Raw genomic sequence first — 25,689 nt, 5'->3', positions numbered from 1 at the left:
CTGCGGTTCGGGGGTGCTTGTCAAGGCATCTTTCCCGCCTTGACAAGCACCCCCGAACCGTCAGCACAATCAACCTTCGGGGTGCCCCACGCAACCACCACGGCAATGTCGCCGCCAGGCGACGAGCCGAACCTCAAGCAGGCCCAAACCTCTCCAACCCGAACAACTCGAACAACGCCTGCTGCCTCCCAGTCCGATCAGACAAAATCCGCCGGGTCCGCGGCCTCCCCCCAGTCGACCGATGCCGCAACACGGTCTCCCCGATCCCCCGCAACTGATCCAGCAACTCGGCCACCGAAAGATTCATCCCAGCCCGGTCCGCCTCCCGCCGCATCAGGTGCGTGACCGTCGCAGCGAGCACAGACACCAACGCATGCACCGCAATCCGATGCGACGTCCACTCCCACCGAGGCGAAGGCCCAGCCACCGCAGACCCGGTCAACCAGCGAAACGTCGAGTCAAGATAAGTCCGAGCGCGATAAGCAGTCACAACCTCAGCAACCGGCCAATCCCGGTCAGTCACCAAAATCTGCTTCCCGAAAAACTCCTCCGCCAACCGAGCGACCGCAGCCTCGTCAACCCGCCGTTCCAACCGCAGTTCCCCAGCACGGTTGCCAGTAAGCGCAGTATTCAACACCCGCTCCACCCGCCGCCCGCGAATAATCCGCGACATCTCCGCGTGCACCTGCGTCCGGTCCCCCCGATGCGTCCCGGCCGCCAACGCCGCAGCCAGCCCGTCAAGCTCCCGCACCGTAGTACTCAATTCACTGGTGAACGCCCGATACTGCGCCGCGTGCAGCGTCGCGGAATGAAGAAGGATCACCCGTCGCCGAGCACCGTCCACAGTCGCCACGGTGTCAAACGCAGTCAGCCCGGCAAACCGCTCCGGATCCACCCGCCGCCGCACCGACGCGGGCCGCGCAAGCAACTCCGGATGATCCGCCAACGGAAGCGACCCGACAAACCCGGTCCGCGCGCCAAGATCGAGTTGCGCCGCCTGCCCGGAGTGGAAAACCAACGTATGCCGCTCCCCTAATTCAGCGGCCAGCGCACCGAAGGTCGGCGCGTTCTCCCTCCGATAAACCCGGGACGCCAACGGAATCGCCCCATCCCGCGTGACGACCAACCCGAGCCCGGCCAGCACGTCCTGACAAGCCGACGGCAACGTGCAATCCGCAGCGGTAAACGCGGCGAACTGCGCCACATCAACCGCCAGCGCTTCCGTCCCGTCATCGCCAAGAAGCTCCAGAACCGCTTCCGCCACCACACTTTCCACCGCAGCGATCCGCTCCGGGGTAAGCCGCTGCAACGCCCGCCAATGCCCAGCCGTCGTAATCGAACCCTTAGGCGGCCGGGGCCGAACCAGATCCTGCGCGAGACAGCCGGTCCACCACTCCTCGAACTCCGTCTCCGGCGCGGTCGCCCGGTGCAGCACAGCAAGCGCGACATGGAGACCGAGTGTCGGCCGAGCACGCTGCGGCCCAGCCACGGAATCAACGCGCCGGACGAGGTCGAGCCGCTGCAGCGTCCCCCACACGGCGGAAACGTCCCCGAACGACCGATGGCGCGCGCCAGCCGCCTCGGGACCGCCGCCCGCCACCGCCGCCGCGATGTCCTCGGCTGTCCCGAGGTACCGCTGGCCGACCACGCGCGGCTTGCCGTCGACGCGCGCGGACTCGGCGAGGTAGTAGTACGTCCGCCCGCCGATGCGCTTCCCGATCACTGACGCCACCCTTTAGGTAATACCGCCGCCAGCCGTCACCGACAAGCCCGCAACCTGCGCTAATGATCACCTCGGGCCGGTCGCGCGGCGGGTGGCGGGCTAAGAGCTGGCTGGTCGCGGCGGCCGGGTCCTAGCGTGGCGGGAATGGAGCCCGAAGCTGGCGTGACCACGCCCACCCCGTCGGCCATGCGCCGTGCGCTCGCGCGGGCGCGAGACGGGAAGACGCTCGACGTCGCCGAGGCGGCCGTGCTGCTGCACGCCCGCGGCGACGACCTCAAGACTTTGTCCGACCACGCCTCCCGCATCCGCGACGCGGGCCTCGAAGAAGCCGGTCGCGCGGGGATCATCACCTACAGCCGCAAGGTGTTCATCCCGCTGACCCGGCTGTGCCGGGACCGGTGCGGCTACTGCACCTTCGTCACCGTCCCCGGCAGGCTCGAATCGCCGTTCCTGTCGCCGGACGAGGTCCTCGACATCGCCCGCAAGGGCGCCGAGATGGGCTGCAAGGAAGCCCTGTTCACCCTCGGCGACCGGCCGGAGGACCGCTGGAAAGCCGCGCGCGAATGGCTGGACGCGCACGGCTACGACGACACGCTGTCCTACGTCCGCGCGATGGCGATCCGGGTGCTCGAAGAGACCGGCTTGCTGCCGCACCTCAACCCGGGTGTCCTGTCCTGGCAGGACTTCCAGCGGCTCAAGCCGGTCGCGCCGTCGATGGGCATGATGCTGGAGACCACCGCGCGCCGGCTGTGGAGCGAGAAGGGCGGGCCGCACTACGGTTCGCCGGACAAGGATCCCGAGGTCCGGTTGCGCGTGCTGGAGGACGCCGGGCGCAGCTCGGTGCCGTTCACCACCGGCGTGCTGATCGGGATCGGCGAGACGCACGAGGAACGTGCCGACGCACTGTTCGCGATCCGCAAGACCGCCCGCGAGTACGGCGGCATCCAGGAAGTCATCGTCCAGAACTTCCGGGCCAAGCCGGACACGAAGATGCGCGCGACCCCGGACGCCGACCTCGAAGAACTGGCCGCGAACATCGCCGTGGCCCGGCTGGTGCTGGGTCCGCGGATGCGCATCCAGGCGCCGCCGAACCTCATCGGCGACCAGTACGACCTGATGATCCGCGCGGGCATCGACGACTGGGGCGGCGTTTCACCGCTCACGCCGGACCACGTGAACCCGGAACGCGCGTGGCCGCAGATCGACCTGCTGGCGCGGCAGACCGAGAAGGCCGGTTTCGAGCTCCGCGAGCGGCTGACCATCTACCCGGAGTACGTGAAGCGCGGCCAGCCGTGGCTGGACCCGCGCGTCACGCGGCACGTCGCGGCGCTGGTCGACGGGGAGACCGGGCTGGCCCGCGACGGCGCGATGCCGGTCGGGATCCCGTGGCAGGAGCCGGACGGCGGCTGGCAGGAGTCCGGGCGCACCGATCTGCACACCGAGATCGACACCACCGGCCGCACCGAGGACCGCCGGGGCGACTTCGATTCGGTCTACGGCGACTGGAAAGAGATCGGCCGGAAGATCAAGACCGGACCGCAGCGGTTCGACACCGACATCCGGGATGCGTTGCGCAGCGCGGAAAAGGACCCCGCCGGGCTGTCCGACGACGCCGCGCTCGCCTTGCTGCACGCGGACGGGCCGGAGCTGGACGCGCTCACGAAACTGGCCGACGACCTGCGGCGCGAGGTGGTCGGGGACGACATCACGTTCGTCGTCACGCGGAACATCAACTTCACCAACGTCTGCTACACCGGTTGCCGGTTCTGTGCCTTCGCGCAGCGGAAGACCGACGCGGACGCGTACACGCTGTCGCTGGAGCAGGTCGGCGACCGGGTGGACGAAGCGTGGGCCGCGGGCGCGACCGAGATCTGCATGCAGGGCGGCATCCACCCGGATCTGCCGGGCACCGCGTACTTCGACCTCGCGGCCGAGGTGAAGCGGCGGCAGCCGGACATCCACCTGCACTCGTTCAGCCCGATGGAGGTCGTGAACGGCGCGTCGCGGACGAATCTGTCCATTCGCGACTTCCTGATCCGGGCGAAGGAGTCCGGAGTGGACTCGCTGCCGGGCACCGCGGCGGAAATCCTCGACGACGACGTCCGGTGGGTGCTCACCAAGGGCAAGCTGCCGACGGACGCGTGGATCGAGGTGGTCACCACCGCGCACGAGATCGGGCTGCCGACCACGGCGACGATGATGTACGGCCACGTGGACAACCCGAGCCACTGGGTCGGGCACCTGAAACTGCTGGCAAAACTGCAGCGCGAAGGCGTGGAACGCAACGGGCGGCGCGGGTTCAGCGAGTTCGTGCTGCTGCCGTTCATCCACCAGAGCTCGCCGATCTACCTGGCCGGGCTCGCCCGCGCGGGCACGACGCTGCGCGAGAACCGGGCGGTGCACGCGCTGTCGCGGCTGCTGCTGCACGGCACCTTCGACAACATCCAGAGTTCCTGGGTGAAGCTCGGCGAGGAAGGCAGCCGGGCGGTGCTGCAGGGCGGCGTCAACGACATCGGCGGCACGCTGATGGAGGAGACGATCAGCCGGATGGCGGGCGCGGCGAACGGGTCGTACAAGACGATCAGCGACATGCGCGCGATGGTCGAGCCGCTCGGGCGTCCGCTGCGGCAGCGGACCACGTCGTACGGAACGCCGACGGACGAGCGGATCGCCGCGGCTGCCGAGTCGGACGGGGTCGCGACGGCGGTGCGGAAGCCGTTGCTGCCGCTGCTCACCCCGTGATCAGCCGGTGCGGTGCAGCCGCCACAGCGCGATAGCCAGCTGCAACCGCAACCGGCCGGCGGGATCGCGCACTGGCCAGCCGAGCAGATGCTCGGCGTGGGCCAGGCGCTCCTGCAGGGTCGAATGGTGCACTACCAGCGTGTTCGCGGCGCCGCGCAGACTCGGAGCGCCCGCGACGGCGACCAGCGTGGGCAACACCCACTGGGCCGCCGCGCGGGCGCTCTCCAGGCTGGCGACGTCCGCGACCGGTTTGGTGCGGGGTCCCACCGCGTCGGCGAGCACGGCCAGTCCGCCGAGTTCGGCGTAGTCCACAACGGACGGTCCAGGGTCGTCTTCGGCGGCGGTGAACCGGAAAGCCGTCCGGGCTTGTTCGCCGGACACCGGCAGGTCGGCTAGGTCCACGACAGTGCCAAGGCCGACCCGGGCCCGTTCCGGCGGAGTCCACTGTGGAGGGACGACCAGCGGGACCGCGTCGGTCACGACAGCTCGCGCGGTGGCGCCGAGCCCCAGCCGATGCGCGGCGCGAAGCCGGGTTCGTTCGTCCGCCGACGCGTCGAGCACCACTTCCACGGACGCTGGATCGACCACCCGGCCGCGGGTGCGGTCCAGGACCGCCCGAGCCGCGGCCGACGCGCGCTCCAGCACCATCGCGTCCACCGGGCTCGCCGGACCGGGCCGTTCCAGCCACAGCGCGACCGGGCCGTCGGGACGCAACGGAGCGGCGGGCCATTCCGGATCGGGCGGTCCGTCCGACGGCACGACGCGCCCGTCCGGTTCGACGCGGACGCGCACCCGGCGTTCGTCGTCGGCCAGCCGCGCGGGGCAGCCGGACAGCACCGCCGCCCCGCGCACGATCGGCTCCAGCCCGGCGCGGCCCTCGACCAGCCGGTCGAAATAGGCGATGACCTTGACCGTCTCGGCCGCGCCGGGATCGAGCGCGCTCAGATGCGTGACCAGCTCCCTCATCGGTCCATCATCGCTCGTCCGGTTCAGCCGAGCAGCCGCCGCAGCCACGGCGTCCGCTCGGCGCGGGCCTGCTGCGACAGCGCCGCCTGCGGAGCCGAGCCGTCGAAGCCGTGGAAGGCGCCGGGCCAGACGTGCAGCTCCGCCTGCACCCCGGACAGCCACAGCCGGTTCGCGTAGGCGATGACCTCGTCGCGGAAGGTCTCGGTGCTCCCGACGTCGAGGAACGCGGGCGGGAGGCCGGACAGGTCTTCGGCGCGCGCGGGCGCGGCGTAGGGCGACACGTCCGGGCCGCCGCGAGCGTCGCCGAGCAGCGCGGTCCAGCCGACGTGGTTCGCGGCGCGGTCCCAGCTGCCCATCTCGGCCATCTGAATCGCCGACGGCGAGTCGTTGCGGTCGTCGAGCATCGGGTACACGAGCAGCTGGCCGATCAGGTCCGGTCCGCCGCGGTCGCGGGCGAGCAGCGCCGTTCCCGCCGCGAGGCCGCCGCCCGCGCTCGCGCCGCCGATCACGACGCGGGAGGAGTCGAAGCCGTACTCGGCGGCGTGCTTGACCGTCCATTCCAGGCCGGCGTAGCAGTCCTCGACCGGTGCCGGATGCGGGTGCTCGGGCGCGACCCGGTAGTCGACACAGACGAAGCCGAGGCCCAGTTCGGTCGCGTATTCCTTGAGGAAGTACAGGTCGCCGCCCTGGTGTCCGCCGATGATCATGCCGCCGCCGTGCAGCCAGTACAGCACCGGGACGTCGACCGCCCCGGCCGGCCGCGCGACGATCAGCGGGATCGGGCCGCGCGGGCCGTCGGCGTCCACTTCGGACACTTCGAGGGCGCCGTCGGCGGTGATCTCCTCCAGCGAGATCTGCCGCTTCGCCGCGGCCGCGCGCACCGCCGGAATCGACTCGAGCGTCTTGATCGGCGGCCGCTCGGCCGCCAGCACTTCGAGCGCCGCGGCGAGCTCGGGGTCGAACGGGAGCGGCGGATAGGCGGTCATCGCGGGAGCCTCCAAGGGATCGGGGTGCGGGACCCATCCTCGCCGCCCGGGAGCCGGTCCGGGCCAGCCGGGCGGCGGGAATCTCCCGCCAGCTGGCGGGTCAGCGGTCCAGGCTGATCGCGTTCTTCGCCCGCTCGACCGATTCCTCCGACGCGGGTCCGGCGGTGTTTTCCGTGGCCAGCGCCTGGTTGAGCTCGACGAACGGGCGCATCCGGGTCTCGTAGTCGGCGGCGGAGTCCGCCAGGACGTACGCGCCGACCAAGGCGAGGCTCGTGCCCTGCCCGGACAGCACGGACGCGCAGTACCCGGCGTCGCCGACCAGCGCGACCCGGCCGGTCGTCCAGCGGTCGAGGTGGATCTGGAGCATGGCGTCGAAGAAGAAGGTCTCGGAGTCTTCCATGGCTTTGACCAGCTCAGGCACCGGACCGCCGACCTCGCTCAGCCGGTCCGCGATGAGCTTCTTCTGCTCCGCGACGTCCCGGATCTCGCGGTACTCCGGTTCGGCGAAGCCGAGCGTCACCCGGATCTCCTCGTTGCCCGGCACCGGATAAACCGCGCCGCCGACGCCCTCGCCCTGGAACCAGATCTGCCAGTCCTCGAGGCCGACGGTGTTGGCCGCCGGGAAAACAGCCAGGTACTGGCCGAGGTAGCGGCGGAACTGGTCCTCCGGCCCGAACGCGAGCCGCCGGACCGCCGAATGCGCGCCGTCCGCGCCCACGATCAGGTCGAACGTGCGCGGCTGCGCCTTGGCGAACTCGACCCGGCCGGACTCGGCGTCGAGCGCGGTGACCTCGTCGCCGAAGCGGAACTCGACGTCGGCGGCGTCGTGCAGCAGCTCGATCAGGTCGTCGCGGAGGATCTCGATGTCCGCGCTGTCCAGCCGGCCGCTGCTGAACGTGCGTTCCTCGGAACGGAACACCTCGTTGCCGGACGCGTCCAGCATCGACATCCCGCGCATCCGCGTGCGCTTGGCGCGGACCTGCTCGCCGATGCCCATCCGGTCGATGACCTCCAGCGCGACCCCGCGGATGTCGATCGCCTGACCTCCGCTGCGCAACCCCTCGGCGCGCTCCACGACCGTCACGTCGTAGCCGCTGCGGCGCAGCCAGTAGGCCGACGCGCAACCAGCGACTCCCGCGCCGCAAACCAGTGCTTCAGGCATGTCCTCACCCCTCGGTACGGTGCATCATTACCCTGATGAACCTGCCGTGACCTGGCTGCCGCCGCCAAAACTGACCTAGTACAGATGACCCGCTGACCTAGTACAGACAGGACGTCCATGCCGACCGACCCGCCGTACCTCCGCATCGCCGCCGCGCTGCGGGACGAGATCTCGCAGCTGCCGCCGGGCGCGAAGGTGCCCTCGACGCGTCAGCTGGCTTCGACGCACGGCGTCGCGAACGCCACCGCGGCCAAGGCGCTCGACGTGTTGCGCCGCGAGGGCGTGCTCCGTGCTGAACCGCGGTCGGGTTATGTCACCGCTGGTCAGCAGGCTGAGACAGAGGCGAAGCGGCCAGTGTTGACCCGGGATCGGTTGGTACGCGCGGCAATCGCGATCGCCGACGCGGAAGGCGTCGCGGCGCTGTCGATGCGCGGACTCGCCGCGCGGCTGGGTGTTCCGGCGATGGCGCCCTACCGGTATCTGTCCGGAAAGGACGAACTTGTCTTCCTGATGGCGGACACGGTCTACGGCGAAACCGGTTACCCGGCACGGGAACCGGAGGGGTGGCGGGCGCAGTTGGAGCTGTCGGCGCGCACGCTGTGGTCCGTGCATCGACGGCATCCGTGGCTGGCGCATCTCGTCCCGCTCACCCGGCCCTGGCCGCTGCCGAACCTGGCGGCGCACAACGAACGCGCGCTGGCCGCGTTGTCGGTCTTCGGCCTGAACGCGGCTGACCTGTGCGATCTGAATGTGTTGTTCTACAACCACATCCAGGGCACGGCGATCCATCTGGAACGCGAGCGGCACGCGATGGGGGCGACCGGGATCACCGAGGACCAGTGGATGGAGACGCAGGCGCGGGGATACGCGGCGCTGACCGGGTCCGGGCGGTATCCGGTGCTGGCGCGGATGGTGGCGGACCTTGCCGAGGGGTACGACCTCGATCTGGACCACCTGTTCGAGATCGGACTGCAGGCGCTGCTGGACGGGCTGGCTGTCCGATATCCGGTTGGTGGGGCGGGTTCCGGACGGCAGAATCAGCGAGCGTGATCCGCCTAGTCCCGACCGTCCGCGAGCGCCGGAAGTATCAGCGCGAGCGCAGGTATCTCGACTTCGAGATCGACGGCGTCAGCGTGCGCAGCTTGGTCAACGCCGAGCTGGATCTGATCTCGGTGCTGGCAACCGATCATCCGCACGACCCGCAGCGCTTGGCGCGCGTGCTCGGCGAAGCGCCGGGTGACGCACCGGATGGCCGGACGCTGCTGTACGTCTGCCCCGAATGCGAAGACATCGAGTGCTGCGCCATCGCCGCCAAAGTGTCGCGGCGAGGCGACATCGTCACCTGGCGAGACTTCGGCGTACCGGAGGAAGACGAGGCGGACAACGAGTACGCCGAGCGCGCGATCACCTTCTCCGCGCGCGAGTTCCTCCGCGAACTGGCGGGCCGCTGAGCGGTCAAGCGTGGGCATGAACACCGATGCGGCCGAGCGGTACGTCCCAGGCCCAGGCACCGAGCGTGCCCCGCGAGACCCCCAACTTGCCGTAGACCCACGACCGAGGCGGTTCCAGGAGACCCTGCCGCCGCTCAACGAGGCCCGGTTGGACCGCGGTGCGCGGCTGACCCGCCGCTAAACGCCGAGCTTCAGGATGTCGATCCCCCGCTTGTTGTCCGCCACATACACGTACCCGTCGTGCCAGTACGGCGCCCACGAAGCCGCGTCCGCCGGGCGGAAGTACGCGATCTGCGTCGGGTTCGACGGGTCGCTCACGTCGAGGAATCGCGTGCCCTGCGCGTAAAACGACTGCACCAGCACGTGCCCGCGCAGGTCGAAGTAGTGCGCCGAGCAGTCGTCGGACACCGGGTCGCTGCCTTCCTGCCCGGCGACGCTCCAGGTGCCGATGCTGCGCATCCGGAACGGCTTCTCCGGCGTCGACCGCCAGCCTTCGCCCTGGTACGAGCCGTCCAGCGAAGAAATGGTCAGGACGCCGTCGCCCGCGCAGCCGGGGAGGAAGCTTTCCTCGGTGGCGTACACGAGGTCGTGCCCGCGCCACGCGCCGTCGTCCCGGGAGCCGACCGGGTGGAAGCTGTTGTGCAGGAACTTCGACGGCGCCGCGGTTTCCGACACTCCGCCGCCCGCGTATGGCACCGGCTTGAGCGCGCTCGCCAGGCGGTAGCGGTTCTGCACGGGGTCGCGATGGAAGCCGGACGTCCAGTAGCCGCGCACGCCGCCCGCGCCGGACACCCACGCGACGCCCATCTTGTCGACCTGCACGTCGTGCACGTAGTCGGTTTTGCCGTCGTTGCGGGCGAGTTCGATCGGGTCCGGGTGCACCTTCGGGGCGCGCGGGTTGCGCACGTCGGTGACCCAGATCGGCCTGCCGCCCCAGTCCGCGGGCTGGTCGTCGGCCTTCGCCGGGCCGCCGGTCCAGAGGTAGCGGCAGTCGTCGACGCAGCTGGTGGTGTGGCCCGCCGGGACCTTGACGTAGCTGAGGATCTCCGGTTTCTCCGGATGCGCCACGTCGACCACGTAGATGCCGGACTCGCCGGTGTGCGTGTTGCCCTTGAACGCACGCGGGTCCCGGGACAGGAACACGAGCTTGCGCTTCGCGTCGACCTCGGTGTCCTCGGTTTCCCACAGCCCGGGCAGGCTCAGCTCGCCGATCGCGCGCGGCTTCGCCGGATTCTCCGTGAGGTCGTACACCTTCAGGCCGAACTGGCCGGACACGACCATCACGTCGCGTTTGCCGTAGCTGAGGAAGTTCGCCGAAATGGCCCCTTGCGCGTCGGGCACGCTGCCGACCGGCCGCACGCCCTTGACCGCGCCCGGATCGCCGACGCTGTGCTTCGCTTCGGTGACCGGCTTGTCGTCCTCGCAAGCCGCGGCTGGCAATCCGGTGGCGACGAGCGTCGCCGCCGCGGTCGCGATCGCCAGTCCGGAGCGAATCCACCAACGGCGCACGCGAAACCTCCAAGAGACCCCAGTGTGACTGAAGTACTTTAAGACGGTCCCTAACCGGACACAACCGCCTTTCGTTGCTTTCCACCTGGTAGTAAGACAGCATGCGATCGCGTCTGCTGGTCCCGCTCACGCTCGCCGCCGTCGTCGCGGCCGGTCTCTCCGGCTGTTCGTCGTCGGCCGAACCCGCCCGGCCCGGCGTCCTGTCGGTCGGTCTCGGCGAACCCGGCACGCTGCTGCCCGCCGACGTCACCGATCCGTCCGGGCGGCTCGTCACCGGCGCGTTGTGGACTCCGCTCGCCGATTACGATCCGGCCAGCGGAAAAGTCACCCCGCGCGCGGCCGAGTCGATCACCAGCACCGACCGGGCGACCTGGACCGTCCGGTTGCGGCCCGGGAAATTCCACGACGGCACGCCGGTCACCGCGCAGTCCTATGTGGACACTTGGAAGGCGATCGCCGGTCACCATTGGGCCAGTACACCGGTGCTCACGAAGTCCTTGCGGGCCAAGGAGATCACTGCAGTCGACGCGAAACAGTTGCGGATCGTGCTCGACCGGCCGTCGAATCAGGTGCCCGCTTGGTTGTCCGCGCCCGGGCTCGTGCCGTTGCCCGCGTCGGTGCTGAAATCGCGCGACTGGAACGGGTTCGCCCGCCATCCGATCGGCAACGGCCCCCTGCGATTGGAGGGCGACTGGCAGTCCGGCTCCGGCGGCAAGCTCGTCCGGGTCGCCGCGGATCCGGGCCGGGCGAAGGAAATCGAGCTGCGCGTCGGCAATCCGGCGGAGCAGTACGACGAGGTCAAGGAAGGCAAACTCGACGTCGCCACGTCCGTCCCGGGCGACCGGCACGAGGCGATGCACGCCGATTTCGCCGACCGGCACGCGATGTGGGCCCTCCCCCGCGCCGGCTACCTGGTGTTTTCCACCGAGGCAACGCGATTCGCCGATCCCGCGGTGCGGCATGCCTTCGCGCTCGGCACCGACCGCGCCGCGCTGGAATCCGGTCCGCTCGCGCACCAGGCGGACGCGGCCAAGGGATTGCTGCCGCCGGCGGTCGCGCCCGGCGAACGATCCGGGAGCTGCCGTCCGTGCACTTTCGACGGTCCGGCCGCCAAATCCCTGCTGGACCAAGCCGGATTCACCGGCGACGCGGCCGTGTACTACGACAGCTTCGACGGCACCTGGCCGCAGGCGTTGGCCGCGGGCCTGTCGAAGAGTCTGGGAATTTCGGTTACCGCACAGCGTAAAGCCACCGGAGGCAAGCCGACCGGTCCGTCCGCGCTGGAGGTCAAGGCGGTCTCGCCGAGCCCGGCCGACCTCCTCCACACGCTCGCGGACGCCGCCGGTTACACCGATGCCGGATTCGCCGCCGATCTCAATTCCGCCGAAACCACCGCGTCACCGGAAGAAGCCGCGCAGCTGTTCCGGGTCGCCGAGAACCAGGCGCTGCGCGATCTTCCGGCGATTCCACTGTGGACCGCGCATGGCCACGCCGTCTGGTCCGCCCGGGTCCACGACGCGGTGACGACGCCGTTCGCCGGAATCGACCTGACCCGGCTGCGCGACTAAACCCGCGCGTGTTGCGCCAGCACTTCGCCGAACGCCGCCGTCAACGGATCCGGCTCGCTGCGACCGTAAGCGACCAGCTCTCGCCGGATCGGTTTGCCCGGGCGCAAAACCCGGCCGCTGAACTCGGCGGGGAGCACGTTCGCCGGAACCAGCGCGGGCCCCAATCCGGCCGCCGCGAGCAACGGTGCGGCGGCGGTCTGTTCCGTGCGCACCGCGGGTCGCGGCCGGAATCCTGCTTCTGCGCAAGCGGCGTCGAGAAGTTCGGCTAAGCCGTGGCCGGGCGCGTAGTGCACCCACGCGCAGTCGGCAAGGTCAGCCAGGTCGACCGTACCGTCCGAAGTGGACTCCGTGGCGCCGTCGGCCGGTAGCACGACGACGAACTCTTCGGTGCCCAGCGTCCGCACCGGGCCCGTCCACCCGGCCGGACGCGGGCCGATCGCGAGATCCGCTTCTCCGGCCAGCATCGCGTCGCGCAGTTCGTCGGCGTGGCGGTACTCGAAAAGCCGCACGTCGACGTCCGGCCGTTCGCGCCGCCACACCCGCAGCGCCGGCGGCAGCACCCCGAGGCTCACCGAGTAGACCGTGGCGACCAGCAGTTCTCCGGCGACCTGGCCAGACGCCTGTCGCGCGGCGCACCGGGCACGTTCGGCGTCGGCGAGCGCGGCGCGGGCATGCGGCAGCATCGCGCGCCCCATCGGTGTGAGCCGGACCGAACGCGGCAACCGTTCCAGCAACGGCCCGCCGACGCTGTGCTCCAGCGCCCGCATCTGATGCGACAGCGCGGGCTGCGTCACGTGCAACTGCTCGGCAGCCCGGGTGAACGAACCGGTGTCGACCACCGTGACCAGGTACTCGAGCTGCCGCAAGCTTGTCATAAGCACAGTTTATCGAAGCCGTGAGAAGTAAGCCTTGGACTCATCGCGCGAGCGAGGTCAGGATCGGAGACATGAGCAGCACACGCGTGGCCATCGTGGCCGGGGCCAACGGGATCATCGGCCGGAAACTCATCTCCCACCTGCGGACTCTCGACGGCTGGGAGGTGCTCGGGCTCTCCCGTCGCGGCGGACCGGGCAGCCTCGCCGTGGACCTGCTCGACCCGGCGGGCACCCGGGCGGCGCTGGCCGGCGTCGGCGCGACGCACCTGTTCTACGCCGCCTACCAGGACCGGCCGACGTGGGCGGAACTCGTGCCGCCGAACGTGGCGATGCTGGAGAACCTGGTGAACGGCCTCGACGAAGGCCCACTGGAACACGTCAGCCTGATGCAGGGCTACAAGGTCTACGGCGCGCACCTCGGCCCGTTCAAGACCCCTGCCCGCGAGGCCGACGCGGGACAACACATGCCGCCGGAATTCAATGTCGACCAGCAGAAGTTCCTGGAACGCCGAGCTGCGGCCGGGGGCTGGTCGTGGTCGGCGATCCGGCCGTCCGTGGTCGGCGGGACGACGCTCGGCAACCCGATGAACCTCGCGCTCGTGATCGCGGTCTACGCGTCGATCTCGAAGGAACTCGGCCTGCCGCTGCGCTTTCCCGGCAAGCCCGGCGCGTACGACAGCCTGCTGGAGATGACGGACGCACAGTTGCTCGCCGAGGGCACAGTGTGGGCGGCGACGTCCAGTCAGAACGAAGCCTTCAACATCGCCAACGGTGACCTCTTTCGCTGGCGAGAGCTGTGGCCGAAGCTGGCCGCGTACTTCGACCTCGAAGTCGCTTCGCCGTTGCAGCTGCCGCTGACGACCGTGATGGCCGATAAGGAACCACTGTGGACCGAGATGGCGGCGAAGCACGGCCTCACTGCTTCGTACGCCGACGTCTCTTCGTGGGCCTTCGGCGACTTCGTGTTCTCGTGGGACTACGACATGTTCGCGGACACGTCGAAGTCACGCCGCGCCGGTTTCCACTCCTATGTGGACACTGAGCAGATGTTCTACCGGCTGTTCGACGAGTTGCGCCGCGACCACGTCATCCCCGGCCGATGAACGGCATCGTGGTGGCGGTGATGGTGAGGAACTGGACGTTGGCGTCCAGCGGCAATCCCGCCATGTAGAGCACCGCGTCGGCGACGTGGCCCGCGTCGAAGGTCGGCTCGGCCAGCAGCCGCCCGTCGGCCTGCGGGATGCCCGCGGCCATCCGCTCGGTCATCTCGGTGGCCGCGTTGCCGATGTCGATCTGTCCGCACGCGACGTTCCAGGCGCGGCCGTCGAGCGAAATCGACCGGGTGAGACCGGTGACGGCGTGTTTGGTGGCCGTGTAGGCGACGCTCGCCGGACGGGGCGCGTGCGCGGAGATCGAGCCGTTGTTGATGATCCGGCCGCCCTGGGGGTCTTGGTCGCGCATCAGCCGCACCGCCTGCTGCGCGCACAGGAACATGCCGGTGAGGTTCGTGTCGACGGTGCGCCGCCAGTCCTCGACGGACAGATCCGCGACGGTGCCGCCGAGCGACACCCCGGCGTTGTTCACCAGCAGATCCAACCGGCCCCATTCGCTGCGCACGGCCGAGAAAAGCGCCTCCACCGAAGCCGGATCGGCGACATCCGCGGGCACGACCAGCGCGTTCGCGGCGGAACCGGCCGTCTCGCGCAGGGCCTCCTCGCGACGTCCGGCGAGCGCGACCCGGTAACCCGCGTCGAGCAGCGCACCGGCGATCCGGCGGCCCAGTCCGGAACCGGCCCCGGTGACCACGGCGGTCTTCTCCGACATGTCGGCCTCCTCAAAGTCCGTTCGCCCGCACGTTGCCATATCGCGGCACACTGGGTTCATGGGACCACGTGACACGCTGCTCGCCGGGTTCGCCAAACAGCTGGGCCATCCGCGGGGCCGGGCCGGACAGGCTGTCGTCCGGCTGCTCAACAACGTCAACCGCGGGCCGGTCACCGGAGCGGTCGAAGCGCTGGAGATCCGCCGCGGCGAAACCGCGCTGGACCTGGGTTTCGGCGGCGGTCTCGGCCTGGACCTCCTGCTGCGCGCGACCGAAGGCGGCACCGTGCACGGCGCGGAGATCTCCGAAACAGCGCTGGCCCGGGCGCGGCGGACGTTCCCGAAGAACCTCGCCGCCGGACGGCTGGTGCTGCACCAGGCCGGAATGGCCGAGCTTCCGCTTGGCGACGGGACGATCGACGCGGCGCTGACCGTCAACACCGTCTACTTCATCCCCGACCTGGCGCCCGCGTTCGCCGAGGTCGCACGGGTGATCGCGGACGGCGGCCGGTTCGTCGTCGGCATCGGAGATCCCGCGATGATGCGCGAAATGCCCTTCACCAGCCACGGTTTCCGGCTGCGGCCGCCGGAAGAGATCGAGAAGGCGCTCGCGGACGCGGGCCTCGAACTGCGCCGCCACGACCGGCTCGGCGACGGGCCGAGGGCGTTCCACCTGCTGGTCGCCGGACGCTGAAAAGGGCGGGCTCCCCGGTCGAGGAGCCCGCCCTTTCCGCAACCGCTACTTCTTCGGCACGCCCAGCGCGGCCAGCGCCGGACCCGCCATGATCACGCCGTTGCCGGTCACCGCGTCGAACCCCGGTGCGCCGAGGTCGATCGCGCTCGACACCAGCGCCGTGCGGACGTCGGCCGGGGTCGCGGCCGGCTTGCCGGACAGCAGCAGCGCCGCGATCGCCGCCGCGTGCGGGGCGGCCGCCGAGGTCCCGTAGAACGGCTGGAAGCCGGCGACCGAGGTGGCCACGCCGTCGGCCGCGGTGATGTCCGGCTTCGCGCGGGTCGCGCCGCCGGTCGAGGACACGTTGCCCGGGGTCAGCTCGGTGCCGTCGGCGTTGTAGAAGAGGTGCCGCTGGCCGTCGGAGGTGAAGCGCTCCCACTTGCTGGCCGAGGTGAACAGGCCCGGGTACGGGCCGGCCGGGTTCGCCGGGTCGCCGGCCTCCAGCGGACGGCCGAACGCGGTCGCCGCCGGGGCCGCGGCCACCGAGAACGCCGCTGCCGCCGCCGAGTGGCCCGAGGTCACGCCCGCGGTGCTGAAGCCCTTGAGCGAACCGGAGTCGACGAACCGGCCGCGGATCACGTTGAGCGCGAAGAACCGGTCCGCGCCGCTGTACTTGACCACCGCGACGCGGTAGCCGGAGCCGGACGTCGGCACGGTCAGGCTCTCGTACGGGTTCTGCGAACCGTCCTGCGAGTTGGCGCTGGAGGCGACGACGCCGCCGGAAGCGTTGAGCAGGAACAGGTCGTAGTCATTGGCCGAGTGACCCCACGGGTCCGACCAGAACAGCGTCACCGGCCTGCCGAGCGAACCCGGCGAGAGCGGGTCGGTCGTCTGCACGCCGCTGCCCGGGTCGAAGTCGTGCGGGGTGCCGGTGACGCCCGGCAGCGCGGTGCCGGACGAACGGAAGTCGCCCTCGTAGTAACCGCTGGTGCCGTCGGTCAGGTTGCCGGAGTTGCCCGCGGAGGAGAAGTAGAGCGCGCCGGCCGCGGTCACGTCGTTGACCGCCTGCGCGACCTGCGTGTCCTGGAACGGCGACTCGTCGAAGTACGCGACGTCGTCGACGATCACCGTGCACTTGCCGGTGCTGCGCAGCGCGCGGATGTTGTCCGCGAAGCTCGACTCGCTGGTGAACGCGGTCGCGAAACCGAGCGTCGCGCCCGGGGCGAGGTCGTGGACGATCTCCAGCATCGCGGTGCCCTCGTCGCCGCTGCCGGCTTGGCCGGGCAGCACGTCGACGGCGGGCAGTTCGCCCGCGTCCTGCGACTTCTTCAGCGAGTTGACGCCGTCGGAAAGCACGCAGACCTTCACACCGGTGCCGTTCACGCCGTATTGCGTGCGCGCGGTGTCAGCGCCGTGGGTCTTGTCCCCTTCGGACACCTGCACGGCGGCGACGGCCTTCTTGGCCAGCTGCCGGCGCTGCGCGTCGGGCTCGTTCCAGGTCATCGCCTGCGTCGCGGGCTGGACCTGGCGGACGTCGCCCCGCGCCGCGATCCGGTCCACCGCGTTGAGCGGCAGCTGGGCGCGAACCGAGCCATTGGACGAGGTGGACTGCACGGTGCCGCCCGCGGCACGCACGGCCTTCGCGATCGCGGCGCCGGCAGTACCGGCGATGTCGACCGAAACCGTGCCAGCTTGGGTGACCGGCAGACCGGTGCGGTAATCCGGCAGCAGCGCGGCGAGACCGCGGTCCGCGCGCAGGCGCTTCTCCACGACCAGCTGGCTGGACTGCTTCCGCTCGGCCGGGGTAAGGGTCTTCTTGATCCCCTGCAACGCACTGATCCCCGTCCCAGCGCGCGCGTTCGCCGCGTCCGCCGCCGACGGCTGCGCGACGGCGACCCCGCTCCCGGCGAGCACCACCCCGACCGCGAGGGGCACCGAATACGCGGCTACCCGGCTCGTTCTTCTCATGACAACTCCTGTCCTCGCCCCCGGCCACCCACTGTGGTCACGTGAATCTAAATAGCGACCGCGGCCAATACCACCGACCAAAGTGGTATCTGCCCGGATGGCCCACCTGGTGAGACATCGACGGGCGCTTCCCGGCCCGAAGCGGAGCTGGCACTCTGCTCTCGTGGCGAACCTGGGGAGGGATTTCGCGCGGCTGTGGGCTGCGTACGCGATCAGCACGGCAGGCAGCACGGTCGGCGCGGGTGCCCTCGGACTCGTCGCGGTGCTCGTGCTCGACGCTCCCGCGTGGCAGGTTTCCCTGATCACCGCCATCTCGGCCGCCGCCAGCGCGGTCCTCGCTTTCCCGCTCGGGCCTCGCGTCGAATTCGCCCGGAAGCGTCCCGCGATGATCACCGGAGACCTGATCCGCTGTGCCGCGCTGGCGAGCGTGCCGCTGGCGGCTGCGCTGCACGTGCTGACCATGCCGCAGCTCTATGCGGTCGACATCGTCGTCGCCACCGCGGCCGTCATCTTTTCCGCAGCCAGCGGCGCACACCTCAAAGCCCTTGTCGCGCCGGACGAACGGGCTGTCGCCTTGAGCCGCTTCGAAAGCACCGACTGGGTCTGCTGGTCGGCCGGCCCACCCTTGGGCGGCGTCTTGATCAGTGGATTGGGCGCGACCGCGACGATGCTCATCGACGCGTTCTCGTTTCTGCTGTCCGCACTCGGAATCCGTCGTCTGCGTACGCCGGAACCACCGCCTGCGGTTGCTTCCGGGCCCGCTCGCCGCGGATTCACCGACGGATGGCGTTTCCTGCTGCGCAGCCCTGAACTGCGGCCGCTGTTCTTCAACTCCGTGTTGTTCAGCGGCGCGGTTCTTTGGGTCACGCCGCTGCAAACCGTGCTGATGTTGCGGGATCTCGGCTTCGCGCCTTGGGAATACGGGCTGGTGCTCGGCGTTCCCTGCCTTGGCGGGCTACTCGGCGCGCGGCTCGCGCCGACGCTCAGCTCCCGGTACGGCGCGCGGAAAGTGTTGCTCTGGACCAGTTTCGCGCGTACTCCGTGGCTGCTCGCCGCTCCGTTCGCCTTTCCCGGACCGGCCGGAGTCGTTCTGCTGATCGCCGCGGACTTCGGGCTGTTGCTGGTGGCGGGCATCTTCAACCCGACCTATTCGGCGTACCGGCTGTCGCTGATCGACGACACCGTCCTGACGCGGACACTCACCGCCTGGTCCACCGGAACCCGCACCGCCAAACCCATTTTCATCACCCTCGGCGGGATCGCCGCCGGAGTGGTCGGCGTGCGCTTCTCGCTGGGGATCGGCGCCGTGCTCTGTCTGCTCAGCGCCGCCGCGTTGCCCGCCCGCCGGAGCCGATGATCAGTTTTTGTCGGTGGTGCAGGTTACCGTGGCTGCCATGTTCAAGATCGACCGCGCGGCCGCTGCCGACGCCGCCGCGCTCACCGACCTCATGCACGCCTCGTCGGCCTACCAAGGCCAGTACGCCTCGATCCTGGAGGGATACGCCGTCACGCCGGATTACCTGCGCCAGCACCAGGTTCTGGTCGCCCGGGGCCCGTCCGGGCCAGTGGGTTTCGCCGCGCTCGCCGACGCGGAACTGGACCTGCTGTTCGTCGCCGACGAAGCGCAGGGAACCGGGCTCGGTGCCCGGCTCGTGCAGCGAGTCCTCGAGCTGGCAGCGGAAAACGGGCTGACCGAGGTGCGCGTGGTGTCGCATCCGCCCGCGGTGAAGTTCTACGAACGCATGGGCGCCCGGCAGATCGGGACCGTCCCGCCGAAACCGCCGAAGATCTCGTGGTCCCGGCCGGAACTGGTGTTCTCCCTGTCCGGAAACGACAGCGCCCCGGACCGCGAAACCACCGCGGGCCAGGGCGACCGTCGAGGAATCAGAAGTTGATCATATGACCAGCCAGTCCGTGCACCGCTTCCTTCACCGCCTCGCCCAGTGTCGGGTGCGCGTGCACGTTGCGCGAAACCTCGTGCACCGTAAGGTCCCACTGCTGCGCCAGCGTCAGCTCCGGCAGCAGCTCCGTGACGTCCGGGCCGATGAGGTGCGCGCCGAGCAGTTCGCCGTACTTCGCGTCGCTCAGCACCTTCACGAAGCCCGCCGCGTCGCCGAGGCCGTGCGCCTTGCCGTTGGCCGTGAACGGGAACTTCGACACCTGCACGTCGAAGCCCTTCTCGCGCGCCTGCTCCTCGGTCCAGCCGAAGCTCGCGATCTGCGGCTGGCAGTAGGTCGCGCGCGGGATCATCACGAAGTCCAGTTCCATGGTCTCCGCGCCGGCGATCGTCTCCGCCGCCACGATGCCCATCGACTCCGACGCGTGCGCCAGCATCAGCTTCGCCGTCACGTCGCCGATCGCGAACAGGTGCGGCACGTTCGTCCGGCCGCGGCCGTCGATCGCGATCGCGCCGCGCTCGGTCAGCTCGACGCCGGTGTTCTCCAGGCCGTAGCCCTCCACGTTCGGCCGGAACCCGATGGCCTGCAACACCTTGTCGGCCTCGAGCACCTGCTGCTCGCCGTCCTTCGACACGGTCACTGCCACCTTGGCTCCCGAGTCGTCGATCGACTCGACCTTGGTGCCCAGCAGCACCTTGATCCCCAGCTTGCGGTAGCGCTTGGCCAGCTCGGCCGACACCTCGGCGTCCTCGAGCGGCACCATCCGGTCGAGGAACTCGACGATCGTCACGTCCACGCCGTAGTTGCGCAGCACGTAGGCGAACTCGACGCCGATCGCGCCTGCCCCGGCGATCACGATGCTGCCCGGCAGCTCGCTTTCGAGGATCTGCTTTTCGTAGGTGACCACGCGCTCGCTGCGCTGCGTGCCCGGCAGCAGCCGGGCCGTCGCGCCGGTGGCGATGATGCCGTAGGTGAAGGTGATGCGCTCGCCGTTGACCTCGAGGGTGTTGGCGTCCACGAAGGTGCCGCGCCCGTTGTACTCGGTGATCTTGTTCTTCTTCATCAGGAAGTGCACGCCCTTGACGCGCCCGTCCGCGACCTTGCGGCTGCGCTCGTACGCCGCGGCGTAGTCGAACCGGATCTCCCCGTCGGAGGAGATGCCGTAGGTCTTGGCCTCCTCCTTCACCGTGTGCGCGAGCTCGGCGTTGCGCAGCAGCGCCTTCGAAGGGATGCAGCCGACGTTGAGGCACACCCCGCCCCAGTACTTCTCTTCCACGACCGCCACGCTCAGGCCCAGCTGCGAAGCCCGGATCGCCGCGACGTACCCACCGACTCCGGCCCCGAGGACCACCACGTCATAGTCTGCGCTCATACCGTTGAAACTACCTCCCGCGCCCGCTCGGGGCGGCGTGACGGCGCCCGCTTTCCGCCCGGCCGCCGCTCGTCCTGGGCGGCCCGCCCGCTGCTGCGGCGTGTCCTCCGCCGTCTGATCCGCGGCGAAACCTTTTCCAGTGCAACCGGATCGTCCACAGTGGCACCCGCGGGTACCGCGGAGTCCGCCGGTCAGACAGGCGGGCGCACGCCCCGGATCCCGGCGAGCAGCTCGGTCACCGCGGTCATGATCCGCGCGGTCGCCTCCTCCAGCACGTCCCTGGTCAGCTCCCGCCCGCGCAGGTCGGCGAGGTCCACCGGCTCGCCGGCGACGAATTCGATCTTCCGCCGCGGCAGCACGCGCGGGAACCAGGAACCGGCGGGCAGCAGTTCGTGCGTGCCCCAGTTCGCGACCGGGATCACCGGCACGCCGGTCTCCAGCGCGATGCGCGCCGCGCCGGTCTTGCCCTTCGCCGGCCAGCCGTCCGGGTGCGCGGAGAGCCCGGCCTCCGGGAAGATCGCGACGCATTCGCCCGCCCGCACCGCGGCGACGGCGTCGCGGTACGCGCCCGCGGCGGTCGGCGCGCCGCGGTGGACCGGGATGTGCTTGCCCGAACGCATCACCGACTTGATCACCGGGGCGTTCCACAGGCTCGCCTTCGCCAGGTACCGCGGCACCCGGCCGGAGCCGAGGCAGAAGGCGGTGAGCGTCGTCGGATCGGCGTTCGACAGGTGGTTGGAAGCCACCACGACCCCGCCCGATTCCGGGATGTTCCGCGCGCCGCGCACGCGGAAGCGGCTCGTGAGGGCGAGCAGCTGCCACACGACCTCGATCGCGAAGTGGTACCAGGCGCCCCGTCCGGAGCGGGCGAAGCGCCTGCCGTACCTCTGCATGCCGCGGAAGCCGAGCAGCTCCCCTTCGAGCGGGGTCCAGTGGTCCCGGGTCCGGGTGCGCAGCGCCATGAGCGTCATTCGTAGCGGAAGACGCTCCGGTTCGGTGCCGCGCGACCTCAGGACGCGGCGGGAATCACACCCGCTCGAGCACCACCACGGGGATCTCTCGGTCGGTCTTCTTCTGGTAGTCGTTGTAGGCGGGCCACACCGCGGCGAGCTTGTCCCACAGCCGGGCGCGTTCCTCGCCGGTCGCGGTCCGGGCGCGCGCGGTGAACTTGTCCGCCCGCACCTGCACGCGGACCTCGGGGTTCTCCTGCAGGTTCAGGTACCAGCCGGGGTGGTTCGGCGCGCCGCCCTTCGAGGCGACGATCACCGGGTTGCCGTCGTCCTCCTGGTAGATCAGGGCGAACTTGCGGTCCTGCCCGGTCTTGCGCCCCTTCGTGGTGAGCACCAGCGTCGGCACGCCCTCCTGCCAGTCGTGCCCGACCTCCCCGTCGGTCTCCTCGTAACGGCGAACGTGCTCGTCACCGAACAGCATGCGGATTTCCTTTCGTTCGACTTCCGCGCTCGACAGCCCGGACCTGCCCTCCCACCCTGCCGCGAACCGGTCGGTCGCGCTGATCAGCTCGTGCAGCGTGCCCGGTTCGTCGAAGGCGTGCCCGGCGTCGCCGATCATCTTCAGCTCGGCGCCCGGCAGCACCTGCGCGAGTTCCCAGGCGGTGGTGGCGGGAGTGACCACGTCGTACCTGCCCTGCACCAGAACGCACGGGATGCCCGACAGCTTCCCGGCCCCGCGGATCAGCTGGTCCGGGGCGAGCCAGCCGCCGTGGCGGAAGTAGTGGTTCTCGATCCGCGCGATCGCGAGCGCGAACTCCGGCTCGGCGAACGCGGCCACCACCTCTTCCCGCGGGGTGAACTTCACCGTCTCGCCCTCCCACCGGCTCCACGCGAGCGCGGCGGGCCCGTGCACCTTGGGGTCCGGGTGATTCAGCAGTTCGTGGTACACCTCGAGCAGGTCGCCGCCGCGGCGCGCGTACGGCACCGGCGCGAGGAACCGCGACCACGCCTCCGGGAACACGCACGCCGCGCCCCCGCCGAAGAGCCACTGCACTTCCTTGAGCCGGAGCGTCGCGACGCCGCGCAGGATCAGCTCGGTCACCCGCTCCGGATGGGTCTCGGCGTAGGCGAGCGCGAGCACGCTGCCCCACGAGCCGCCGAACAGCTGCCAGCGGTCGATGCCGCGGTCCTCGCGCAGCTGCTCCATGTCGGACACCAGGTGCCAGGTCGTGTTCACCGAGAGGTCGACGTCCGGTTCGCTGCAGTGCGGCGTGCTCCGGCCGCAGCCGCGCTGGTCGAACAGCACGATCCGGTAGCGCTCCGGGTCGAACAGCCGCCGGTGCCGCGCGGACGCGCCGCCCCCGGGCCCGCCGTGCAGGAACGCGACCGGTTTGCCTTCGGGATTGCCGCATTCCTCCCAATACAGCGTGTTGCCGTCGCCGACCGGCAGCATCCCGTGGTCGTACGGATCGAGTTCCGGGTACAGACCGAGCATGCAGCCACTATGCCCGACCTCGGCCGCGTCCCGCTGGGGGTCCACTGTGGACGTGCGGACGCGGCCGGGATGCTCCGGTTAGGCTTCCCGCATGGCGAAGGTACTGGTGGTGGAGGACGACGCGGCGATCGGCAGCGTCCTCGACTCCGCGCTGCGCGGGCACGGCCACACAGTGCAATGGTGCCGGGACGGCCGGAGCGCGCTGCGCGAGACGGCGGCCGATCTCGTGCTGCTGGACCTGGGCCTCCCGGACGTCGACGGCGTCGAGGTGTGCCGGCGGCTGCGTTCGGCCCTGCCGGGCGCGGTGCTGGTGATCCTTACCGCGCGGGCGGACGAAATGGACGTCGTGGTCGGGCTCGAAGCTGGCGCCGACGACTACCTCACCAAGCCCATCCGGCTGGCCGAACTGCTCGCCAGGGTGCGCGCGCACCTCCGCCGGGGCGCGCCCGCCGCGCCGTCGACGCCGGTCGTCCAGATCGGCGCACTGGAGGTCGACATCGCGAGCAGGCGGGTCAGCCTGAACGGCCGCGAGGTCGTGCTGCGGGCACGCGAGTTCGACCTGCTCGCGCGGCTGGCCGTCCAGCCGGGGCAGGCGGTGAGCCGGGACACTCTGATGTCCGACGTGTGGGATTCGCACTGGCACGGCTCCACCAAGACGCTCGACGTGCACATCGCCGCGCTGCGCCGCAAGCTCGCCTCGGCCGCCGAGTCGCCGTACGAGGTGCCGAGGATCGCCACCCTGCGCGGGCACGGATACCGGTTAGAGGGGGACTGAACGGGGTGCGCCGCCGGATCGTGACGCTCACCGTCCTCGCGGCGGTCCTGGCCACGAGCCTGTTCGGGCTGCCGCTCGCCGTCGGGGCGCTGTGGTACTTCCGCACGCACACCACGGCCGCGCTGGAGCGGGCCGCCGACGGGACAGCCGTCGTGGTGTCCGACGCGCTCGCCGCCGGCGAACGCTTCCAGGTCCCGGACAACGAGGACGGCGCCGAGGTCGGCGTATACGACCCGAAGGGCCACCTCCTGGCCGGGGAGGGCCCGCCCACCGCGGACGACGTCGTGCGCGGGGTCGCCGTGACCCGCAGCGACATGCTGAACCAGAAGGTCGGCGACGAGGACGTGCTGGCCGTCCCGGTGCTGACCGGCGCCCGCCTCACCGGCATCGTGCGCGCGGCGCTCCCCCGCTCGGCGCTGACCCGCGACGTCGGCATCACCTGGCTGGTGATGGCCGGCTGCGCGATCGGCGCGGTGCTCGCGAGCTGGCTGGTGGCCCGCCGGATCGCCGCCCGGCTCACCCGCCCGCTGGAAGACCTGGCCTGCACCGCGGCCCGGCTCGGCGAAGGCGACTTCTCCGCCCGGTCCCGGCGTTCGGCGATCCCGGAGATCGACCGCGTCGGCGCCGCCCTGGACGTCACCGCGACCCGCATCGGCGAAACCCTGGAACGGGAACGCGCCTTCTCCGCCGAAGCCTCGCACCAGCTCCGCACCCCGCTGGCCGGACTGCGCCTGCAACTGGAATCCGCGCTGGAAACCCCCGGCCGCGACCCGTACGCGGCCGTGCGCGCCGGAATCACCGCCGCCGACCGCTTGGAAAGGACCGTCGAAGACCTGCTCGCGCTGTCCCGGGAACGCCGCACCCCTCGCGACGAGCTGGACCTTTCCGCCCTCCTGACGGAATTGACCGACGTCCCGCTGCCCGACCACCGCGAACTGCGTCTGGAGATCACCGACCCGCCCCCAGTCCGCGCGTCGGCCCCCGCAGTGCGGCAGGTGCTGGCCGTCCTGCTGGACAACGCGGTGAACCACGGCGAAGGAACCATCACCGTCCGAGCCCGAGACGCCGGCGGCGCCCTGGCCGTGGACGTCGTCGACGAAGGCCCGGACCTGGGCGAACGAGACCCGTTCTCCGACCACACCCCCGGCGGGCACGGCATCGGCCTCCGCCTGGCGAGAAGCCTGGCCGAAGCCGAAGGCGGCCGGTTGCGCCTGTCGCGGCCCGATCCGCCGACGTTCACCTTGCTGCTTCCGGAAGCTCCCGCCTCCTGACCCAGCCCTTGCCGGGCGGTGCGTGCTTGCTCTCGCGCAGCGTCCGCGGCATGCGGCCGGAGCAGTTGCCCTCCGCGCCAAGATCCCCACGCCGCAGACGACTGGGTGCCGCTCTCCCGGCTCACCGCCAGGCAACGCCGCGCGGCTCACCCGCCGCCACTGACCGCAGAATTCCTCGCCCGCCCCCGCGACCAGCCCCGATCACGGAGCTGCCCCGATCCGCCGGAACCGCAACCCAGCCCCGCCCATCACTCCGGACACCTCCGCTAAGCAGCACGCGGGCACGGCACCCGCGGCCCAGCTTCATTCACGTCCCCGGCCCCGTGCGAGGGGCCGCAGCCACGACGACGGCCCCGCCCGCATCCCAGCGATGCCGACCCCCGGCCCGCCGCCCACGGCCGCCCCAGCGATGCCCACCCCGGCCCGCCGCCCACAGCCGCCCCAGCGATGCCGACCCCGGCCCACCGCCGACGCCACCCCAGCG

Annotated in this window: 22 protein-coding genes; 11 read left to right on the top strand and 11 right to left on the bottom strand. The window is 70.5% G+C overall.

Translation table 11 applies throughout. The features are described 5' to 3' along the window. Window positions 1-133: 133 nt before the first annotated feature. Window positions 134-1,435, bottom strand: coding sequence for a transposase (locus PUT80_RS43710; RefSeq protein ID WP_275295640.1), 1,302 nt, complete (start codon window positions 1,433-1,435; stop codon window positions 134-136). Between the two features lie 12 nt (window positions 1,436-1,447). Between PUT80_RS43710 and PUT80_RS43705 the strand changes: the two genes are divergently transcribed. Both PUT80_RS43705 and PUT80_RS43700 read left to right on the top strand, forming a co-directional pair. Next, window positions 1,448-1,726 (top strand): hypothetical protein, encoded by a 279-nt coding sequence (locus tag PUT80_RS43705; protein WP_275295639.1) that lies wholly within the window; start codon window positions 1,448-1,450, stop codon window positions 1,724-1,726. Between the two features lie 141 nt (window positions 1,727-1,867). After that, entirely contained in the window at window positions 1,868-4,465 is a 2,598-nt protein-coding gene (locus PUT80_RS43700) for a bifunctional FO biosynthesis protein CofGH (RefSeq protein ID WP_275295638.1), read from the top strand. Here the strand turns inward: PUT80_RS43700 and PUT80_RS43695 are convergent, their stop codons facing one another. From PUT80_RS43695 to PUT80_RS43685, 3 genes are all read right to left on the bottom strand, one after another. Further along, the gene (locus PUT80_RS43695) at window positions 4,466-5,431 is read right to left on the bottom strand and encodes a helix-turn-helix domain-containing protein (RefSeq protein ID WP_275295637.1); all 966 of its coding nucleotides are present in this window, start codon (window positions 5,429-5,431) and stop codon (window positions 4,466-4,468) included. It lies immediately after the preceding gene. 23 nt (window positions 5,432-5,454) lie between these two features. Further along, entirely contained in the window at window positions 5,455-6,417 is a 963-nt protein-coding gene (locus PUT80_RS43690; RefSeq protein ID WP_275295636.1) for an alpha/beta hydrolase fold domain-containing protein, read from the bottom strand. Between the two features lie 100 nt (window positions 6,418-6,517). Beyond that, on the bottom strand, window positions 6,518-7,579 hold the full coding sequence (locus PUT80_RS43685) for an FAD-dependent oxidoreductase (protein WP_275295635.1): 1,062 nt from the start codon (window positions 7,577-7,579) through the stop codon (window positions 6,518-6,520). Between the two features lie 117 nt (window positions 7,580-7,696). Between PUT80_RS43685 and PUT80_RS43680 the strand changes: the two genes are divergently transcribed. Both PUT80_RS43680 and PUT80_RS43675 read left to right on the top strand, forming a co-directional pair. Beyond that, a complete protein-coding gene (locus tag PUT80_RS43680; RefSeq protein ID WP_275295634.1) occupies window positions 7,697-8,629 on the top strand; it encodes a TetR/AcrR family transcriptional regulator C-terminal domain-containing protein in 933 nt (310 codons plus the stop codon). Continuing rightward, window positions 8,626-9,030, top strand: coding sequence for a hypothetical protein (locus PUT80_RS43675; RefSeq protein WP_275295633.1), 405 nt, complete (start codon window positions 8,626-8,628; stop codon window positions 9,028-9,030). Before PUT80_RS43680 ends, PUT80_RS43675 begins: the two co-directional genes overlap by 4 nt. 177 nt (window positions 9,031-9,207) lie before the next feature. Here PUT80_RS43675 and PUT80_RS43670 read toward each other — a convergent pair whose 3' ends face one another. Then, window positions 9,208-10,539, bottom strand: coding sequence for a hypothetical protein (locus PUT80_RS43670; RefSeq protein WP_275295632.1), 1,332 nt, complete (start codon window positions 10,537-10,539; stop codon window positions 9,208-9,210). A gap of 101 nt (window positions 10,540-10,640) precedes the next feature. Between PUT80_RS43670 and PUT80_RS43665 the strand changes: the two genes are divergently transcribed. Then, window positions 10,641-12,107, top strand: coding sequence for an ABC transporter substrate-binding protein (locus PUT80_RS43665; RefSeq protein WP_275295631.1), 1,467 nt, complete (start codon window positions 10,641-10,643; stop codon window positions 12,105-12,107). Here the strand turns inward: PUT80_RS43665 and PUT80_RS43660 are convergent. Further along, entirely contained in the window at window positions 12,104-12,982 is an 879-nt protein-coding gene (locus PUT80_RS43660) for a LysR family transcriptional regulator (RefSeq protein ID WP_037820620.1), read from the bottom strand. The two genes, PUT80_RS43665 and PUT80_RS43660, sit on opposite strands and share 4 nt — an antisense overlap. Before the next feature lie 71 nt (window positions 12,983-13,053). On the opposite strand from PUT80_RS43660, the gene PUT80_RS43655 reads away from it, so the two are divergent. Then, complete coding sequence (locus tag PUT80_RS43655; protein ID WP_037820618.1) at window positions 13,054-14,085, top strand: SDR family oxidoreductase; 1,032 nt, start codon at window positions 13,054-13,056, stop codon at window positions 14,083-14,085. Here the strand turns inward: PUT80_RS43655 and PUT80_RS43650 are convergent. After that, on the bottom strand, window positions 14,069-14,806 hold the full coding sequence (locus PUT80_RS43650; protein ID WP_037820615.1) for an SDR family oxidoreductase: 738 nt from the start codon (window positions 14,804-14,806) through the stop codon (window positions 14,069-14,071). The genes PUT80_RS43655 and PUT80_RS43650 overlap by 17 nt on opposite strands. 58 nt (window positions 14,807-14,864) lie before the next feature. On the opposite strand from PUT80_RS43650, the gene PUT80_RS43645 reads away from it, so the two are divergent. After that, on the top strand, window positions 14,865-15,497 hold the full coding sequence (locus PUT80_RS43645) for a class I SAM-dependent methyltransferase (RefSeq protein WP_275295630.1): 633 nt from the start codon (window positions 14,865-14,867) through the stop codon (window positions 15,495-15,497). A gap of 45 nt (window positions 15,498-15,542) precedes the next feature. Here the strand turns inward: PUT80_RS43645 and PUT80_RS43640 are convergent, their stop codons facing one another. Then, the gene (locus tag PUT80_RS43640) at window positions 15,543-17,444 is read right to left on the bottom strand and encodes a S8 family serine peptidase (RefSeq protein ID WP_037820611.1); all 1,902 of its coding nucleotides are present in this window, start codon (window positions 17,442-17,444) and stop codon (window positions 15,543-15,545) included. A 163-nt stretch (window positions 17,445-17,607) separates the two neighbouring features. Between PUT80_RS43640 and PUT80_RS43635 the strand changes: the two genes are divergently transcribed. Both PUT80_RS43635 and PUT80_RS43630 read left to right on the top strand, forming a co-directional pair. Then, on the top strand, window positions 17,608-18,801 hold the full coding sequence (locus PUT80_RS43635; protein ID WP_238604947.1) for an MFS transporter: 1,194 nt from the start codon (window positions 17,608-17,610) through the stop codon (window positions 18,799-18,801). A gap of 37 nt (window positions 18,802-18,838) precedes the next feature. Further along, a complete protein-coding gene (locus PUT80_RS43630) occupies window positions 18,839-19,339 on the top strand; it encodes a GNAT family N-acetyltransferase (protein ID WP_037820653.1) in 501 nt (166 codons plus the stop codon). On the opposite strand, the gene lpdA is transcribed toward PUT80_RS43630, so the two are convergent. The 3 genes from lpdA to pip form a co-directional block, all read right to left on the bottom strand. Then, window positions 19,329-20,714, bottom strand: coding sequence for a dihydrolipoyl dehydrogenase (gene lpdA / locus PUT80_RS43625; RefSeq protein ID WP_037820608.1), 1,386 nt, complete (start codon window positions 20,712-20,714; stop codon window positions 19,329-19,331). The genes PUT80_RS43630 and lpdA overlap by 11 nt on opposite strands. A 191-nt stretch (window positions 20,715-20,905) precedes the next feature. Beyond that, window positions 20,906-21,676, bottom strand: a complete 771-nt coding sequence (locus tag PUT80_RS43620) for a lysophospholipid acyltransferase family protein (RefSeq protein WP_275295629.1) — start codon at window positions 21,674-21,676, stop codon at window positions 20,906-20,908. Between the two features lie 64 nt (window positions 21,677-21,740). Beyond that, a complete protein-coding gene (pip, locus tag PUT80_RS43615; protein WP_037820606.1) occupies window positions 21,741-23,159 on the bottom strand; it encodes a prolyl aminopeptidase in 1,419 nt (472 codons plus the stop codon). Window positions 23,160-23,250: 91 nt separating this feature from the next. Here pip and PUT80_RS43610 point away from each other — a divergent pair, with 91 nt between their 5' ends. Together PUT80_RS43610 and PUT80_RS43605 are read left to right on the top strand one after the other, a co-directional pair. Further along, the gene (locus PUT80_RS43610; RefSeq protein WP_275295628.1) at window positions 23,251-23,934 is read left to right on the top strand and encodes a response regulator transcription factor; all 684 of its coding nucleotides are present in this window, start codon (window positions 23,251-23,253) and stop codon (window positions 23,932-23,934) included. Window positions 23,935-23,939: 5 nt separating this feature from the next. Continuing rightward, window positions 23,940-25,205 (top strand): HAMP domain-containing sensor histidine kinase, encoded by a 1,266-nt coding sequence (locus tag PUT80_RS43605; RefSeq protein WP_275295627.1) that lies wholly within the window; start codon window positions 23,940-23,942, stop codon window positions 25,203-25,205. Window positions 25,206-25,689 lie beyond the last annotated feature (484 nt).

It is taken from the genome of Amycolatopsis sp. La24 (genome assembly GCF_029087445.1).
Lineage (GTDB): Bacteria > Actinomycetota > Actinomycetes > Mycobacteriales > Pseudonocardiaceae > Amycolatopsis > Amycolatopsis nivea.
This window is presented reverse-complemented; position numbering and strand designations above follow the sequence as displayed.

Excerpts from the sequence above, each read along its gene's own strand:
- PUT80_RS43705 (WP_275295639.1), top strand. The coding sequence starts at position 1,448 with ATGGAGACCGAGTGTCGGCCGAGCACGCTGCGGCCCAGCCACGGAATC.
- PUT80_RS43700 (WP_275295638.1), top strand. The coding sequence starts at position 1,868 with ATGGAGCCCGAAGCTGGCGTGACCACGCCCACCCCGTCGGCCATGCGC.
- PUT80_RS43695 (WP_275295637.1), bottom strand. The coding sequence starts at position 5,431 with ATGAGGGAGCTGGTCACGCATCTGAGCGCGCTCGATCCCGGCGCGGCC.
- PUT80_RS43690 (WP_275295636.1), bottom strand. The coding sequence starts at position 6,417 with ATGACCGCCTATCCGCCGCTCCCGTTCGACCCCGAGCTCGCCGCGGCG.
- PUT80_RS43685 (WP_275295635.1), bottom strand. The coding sequence starts at position 7,579 with ATGCCTGAAGCACTGGTTTGCGGCGCGGGAGTCGCTGGTTGCGCGTCG.
- PUT80_RS43680 (WP_275295634.1), top strand. The coding sequence starts at position 7,697 with ATGCCGACCGACCCGCCGTACCTCCGCATCGCCGCCGCGCTGCGGGAC.
- PUT80_RS43665 (WP_275295631.1), top strand. The coding sequence starts at position 10,641 with ATGCGATCGCGTCTGCTGGTCCCGCTCACGCTCGCCGCCGTCGTCGCG.
- PUT80_RS43660 (WP_037820620.1), bottom strand. The coding sequence starts at position 12,982 with ATGACAAGCTTGCGGCAGCTCGAGTACCTGGTCACGGTGGTCGACACC.
- PUT80_RS43655 (WP_037820618.1), top strand. The coding sequence starts at position 13,054 with ATGAGCAGCACACGCGTGGCCATCGTGGCCGGGGCCAACGGGATCATC.
- PUT80_RS43650 (WP_037820615.1), bottom strand. The coding sequence starts at position 14,806 with ATGTCGGAGAAGACCGCCGTGGTCACCGGGGCCGGTTCCGGACTGGGC.
- PUT80_RS43645 (WP_275295630.1), top strand. The coding sequence starts at position 14,865 with ATGGGACCACGTGACACGCTGCTCGCCGGGTTCGCCAAACAGCTGGGC.
- PUT80_RS43640 (WP_037820611.1), bottom strand. The coding sequence starts at position 17,444 with ATGAGAAGAACGAGCCGGGTAGCCGCGTATTCGGTGCCCCTCGCGGTC.
- PUT80_RS43630 (WP_037820653.1), top strand. The coding sequence starts at position 18,839 with ATGTTCAAGATCGACCGCGCGGCCGCTGCCGACGCCGCCGCGCTCACC.
- lpdA (WP_037820608.1), bottom strand. The coding sequence starts at position 20,714 with ATGAGCGCAGACTATGACGTGGTGGTCCTCGGGGCCGGAGTCGGTGGG.
- PUT80_RS43620 (WP_275295629.1), bottom strand. The coding sequence starts at position 21,676 with ATGGCGCTGCGCACCCGGACCCGGGACCACTGGACCCCGCTCGAAGGG.
- pip (WP_037820606.1), bottom strand. The coding sequence starts at position 23,159 with ATGCTCGGTCTGTACCCGGAACTCGATCCGTACGACCACGGGATGCTG.
- PUT80_RS43610 (WP_275295628.1), top strand. The coding sequence starts at position 23,251 with ATGGCGAAGGTACTGGTGGTGGAGGACGACGCGGCGATCGGCAGCGTC.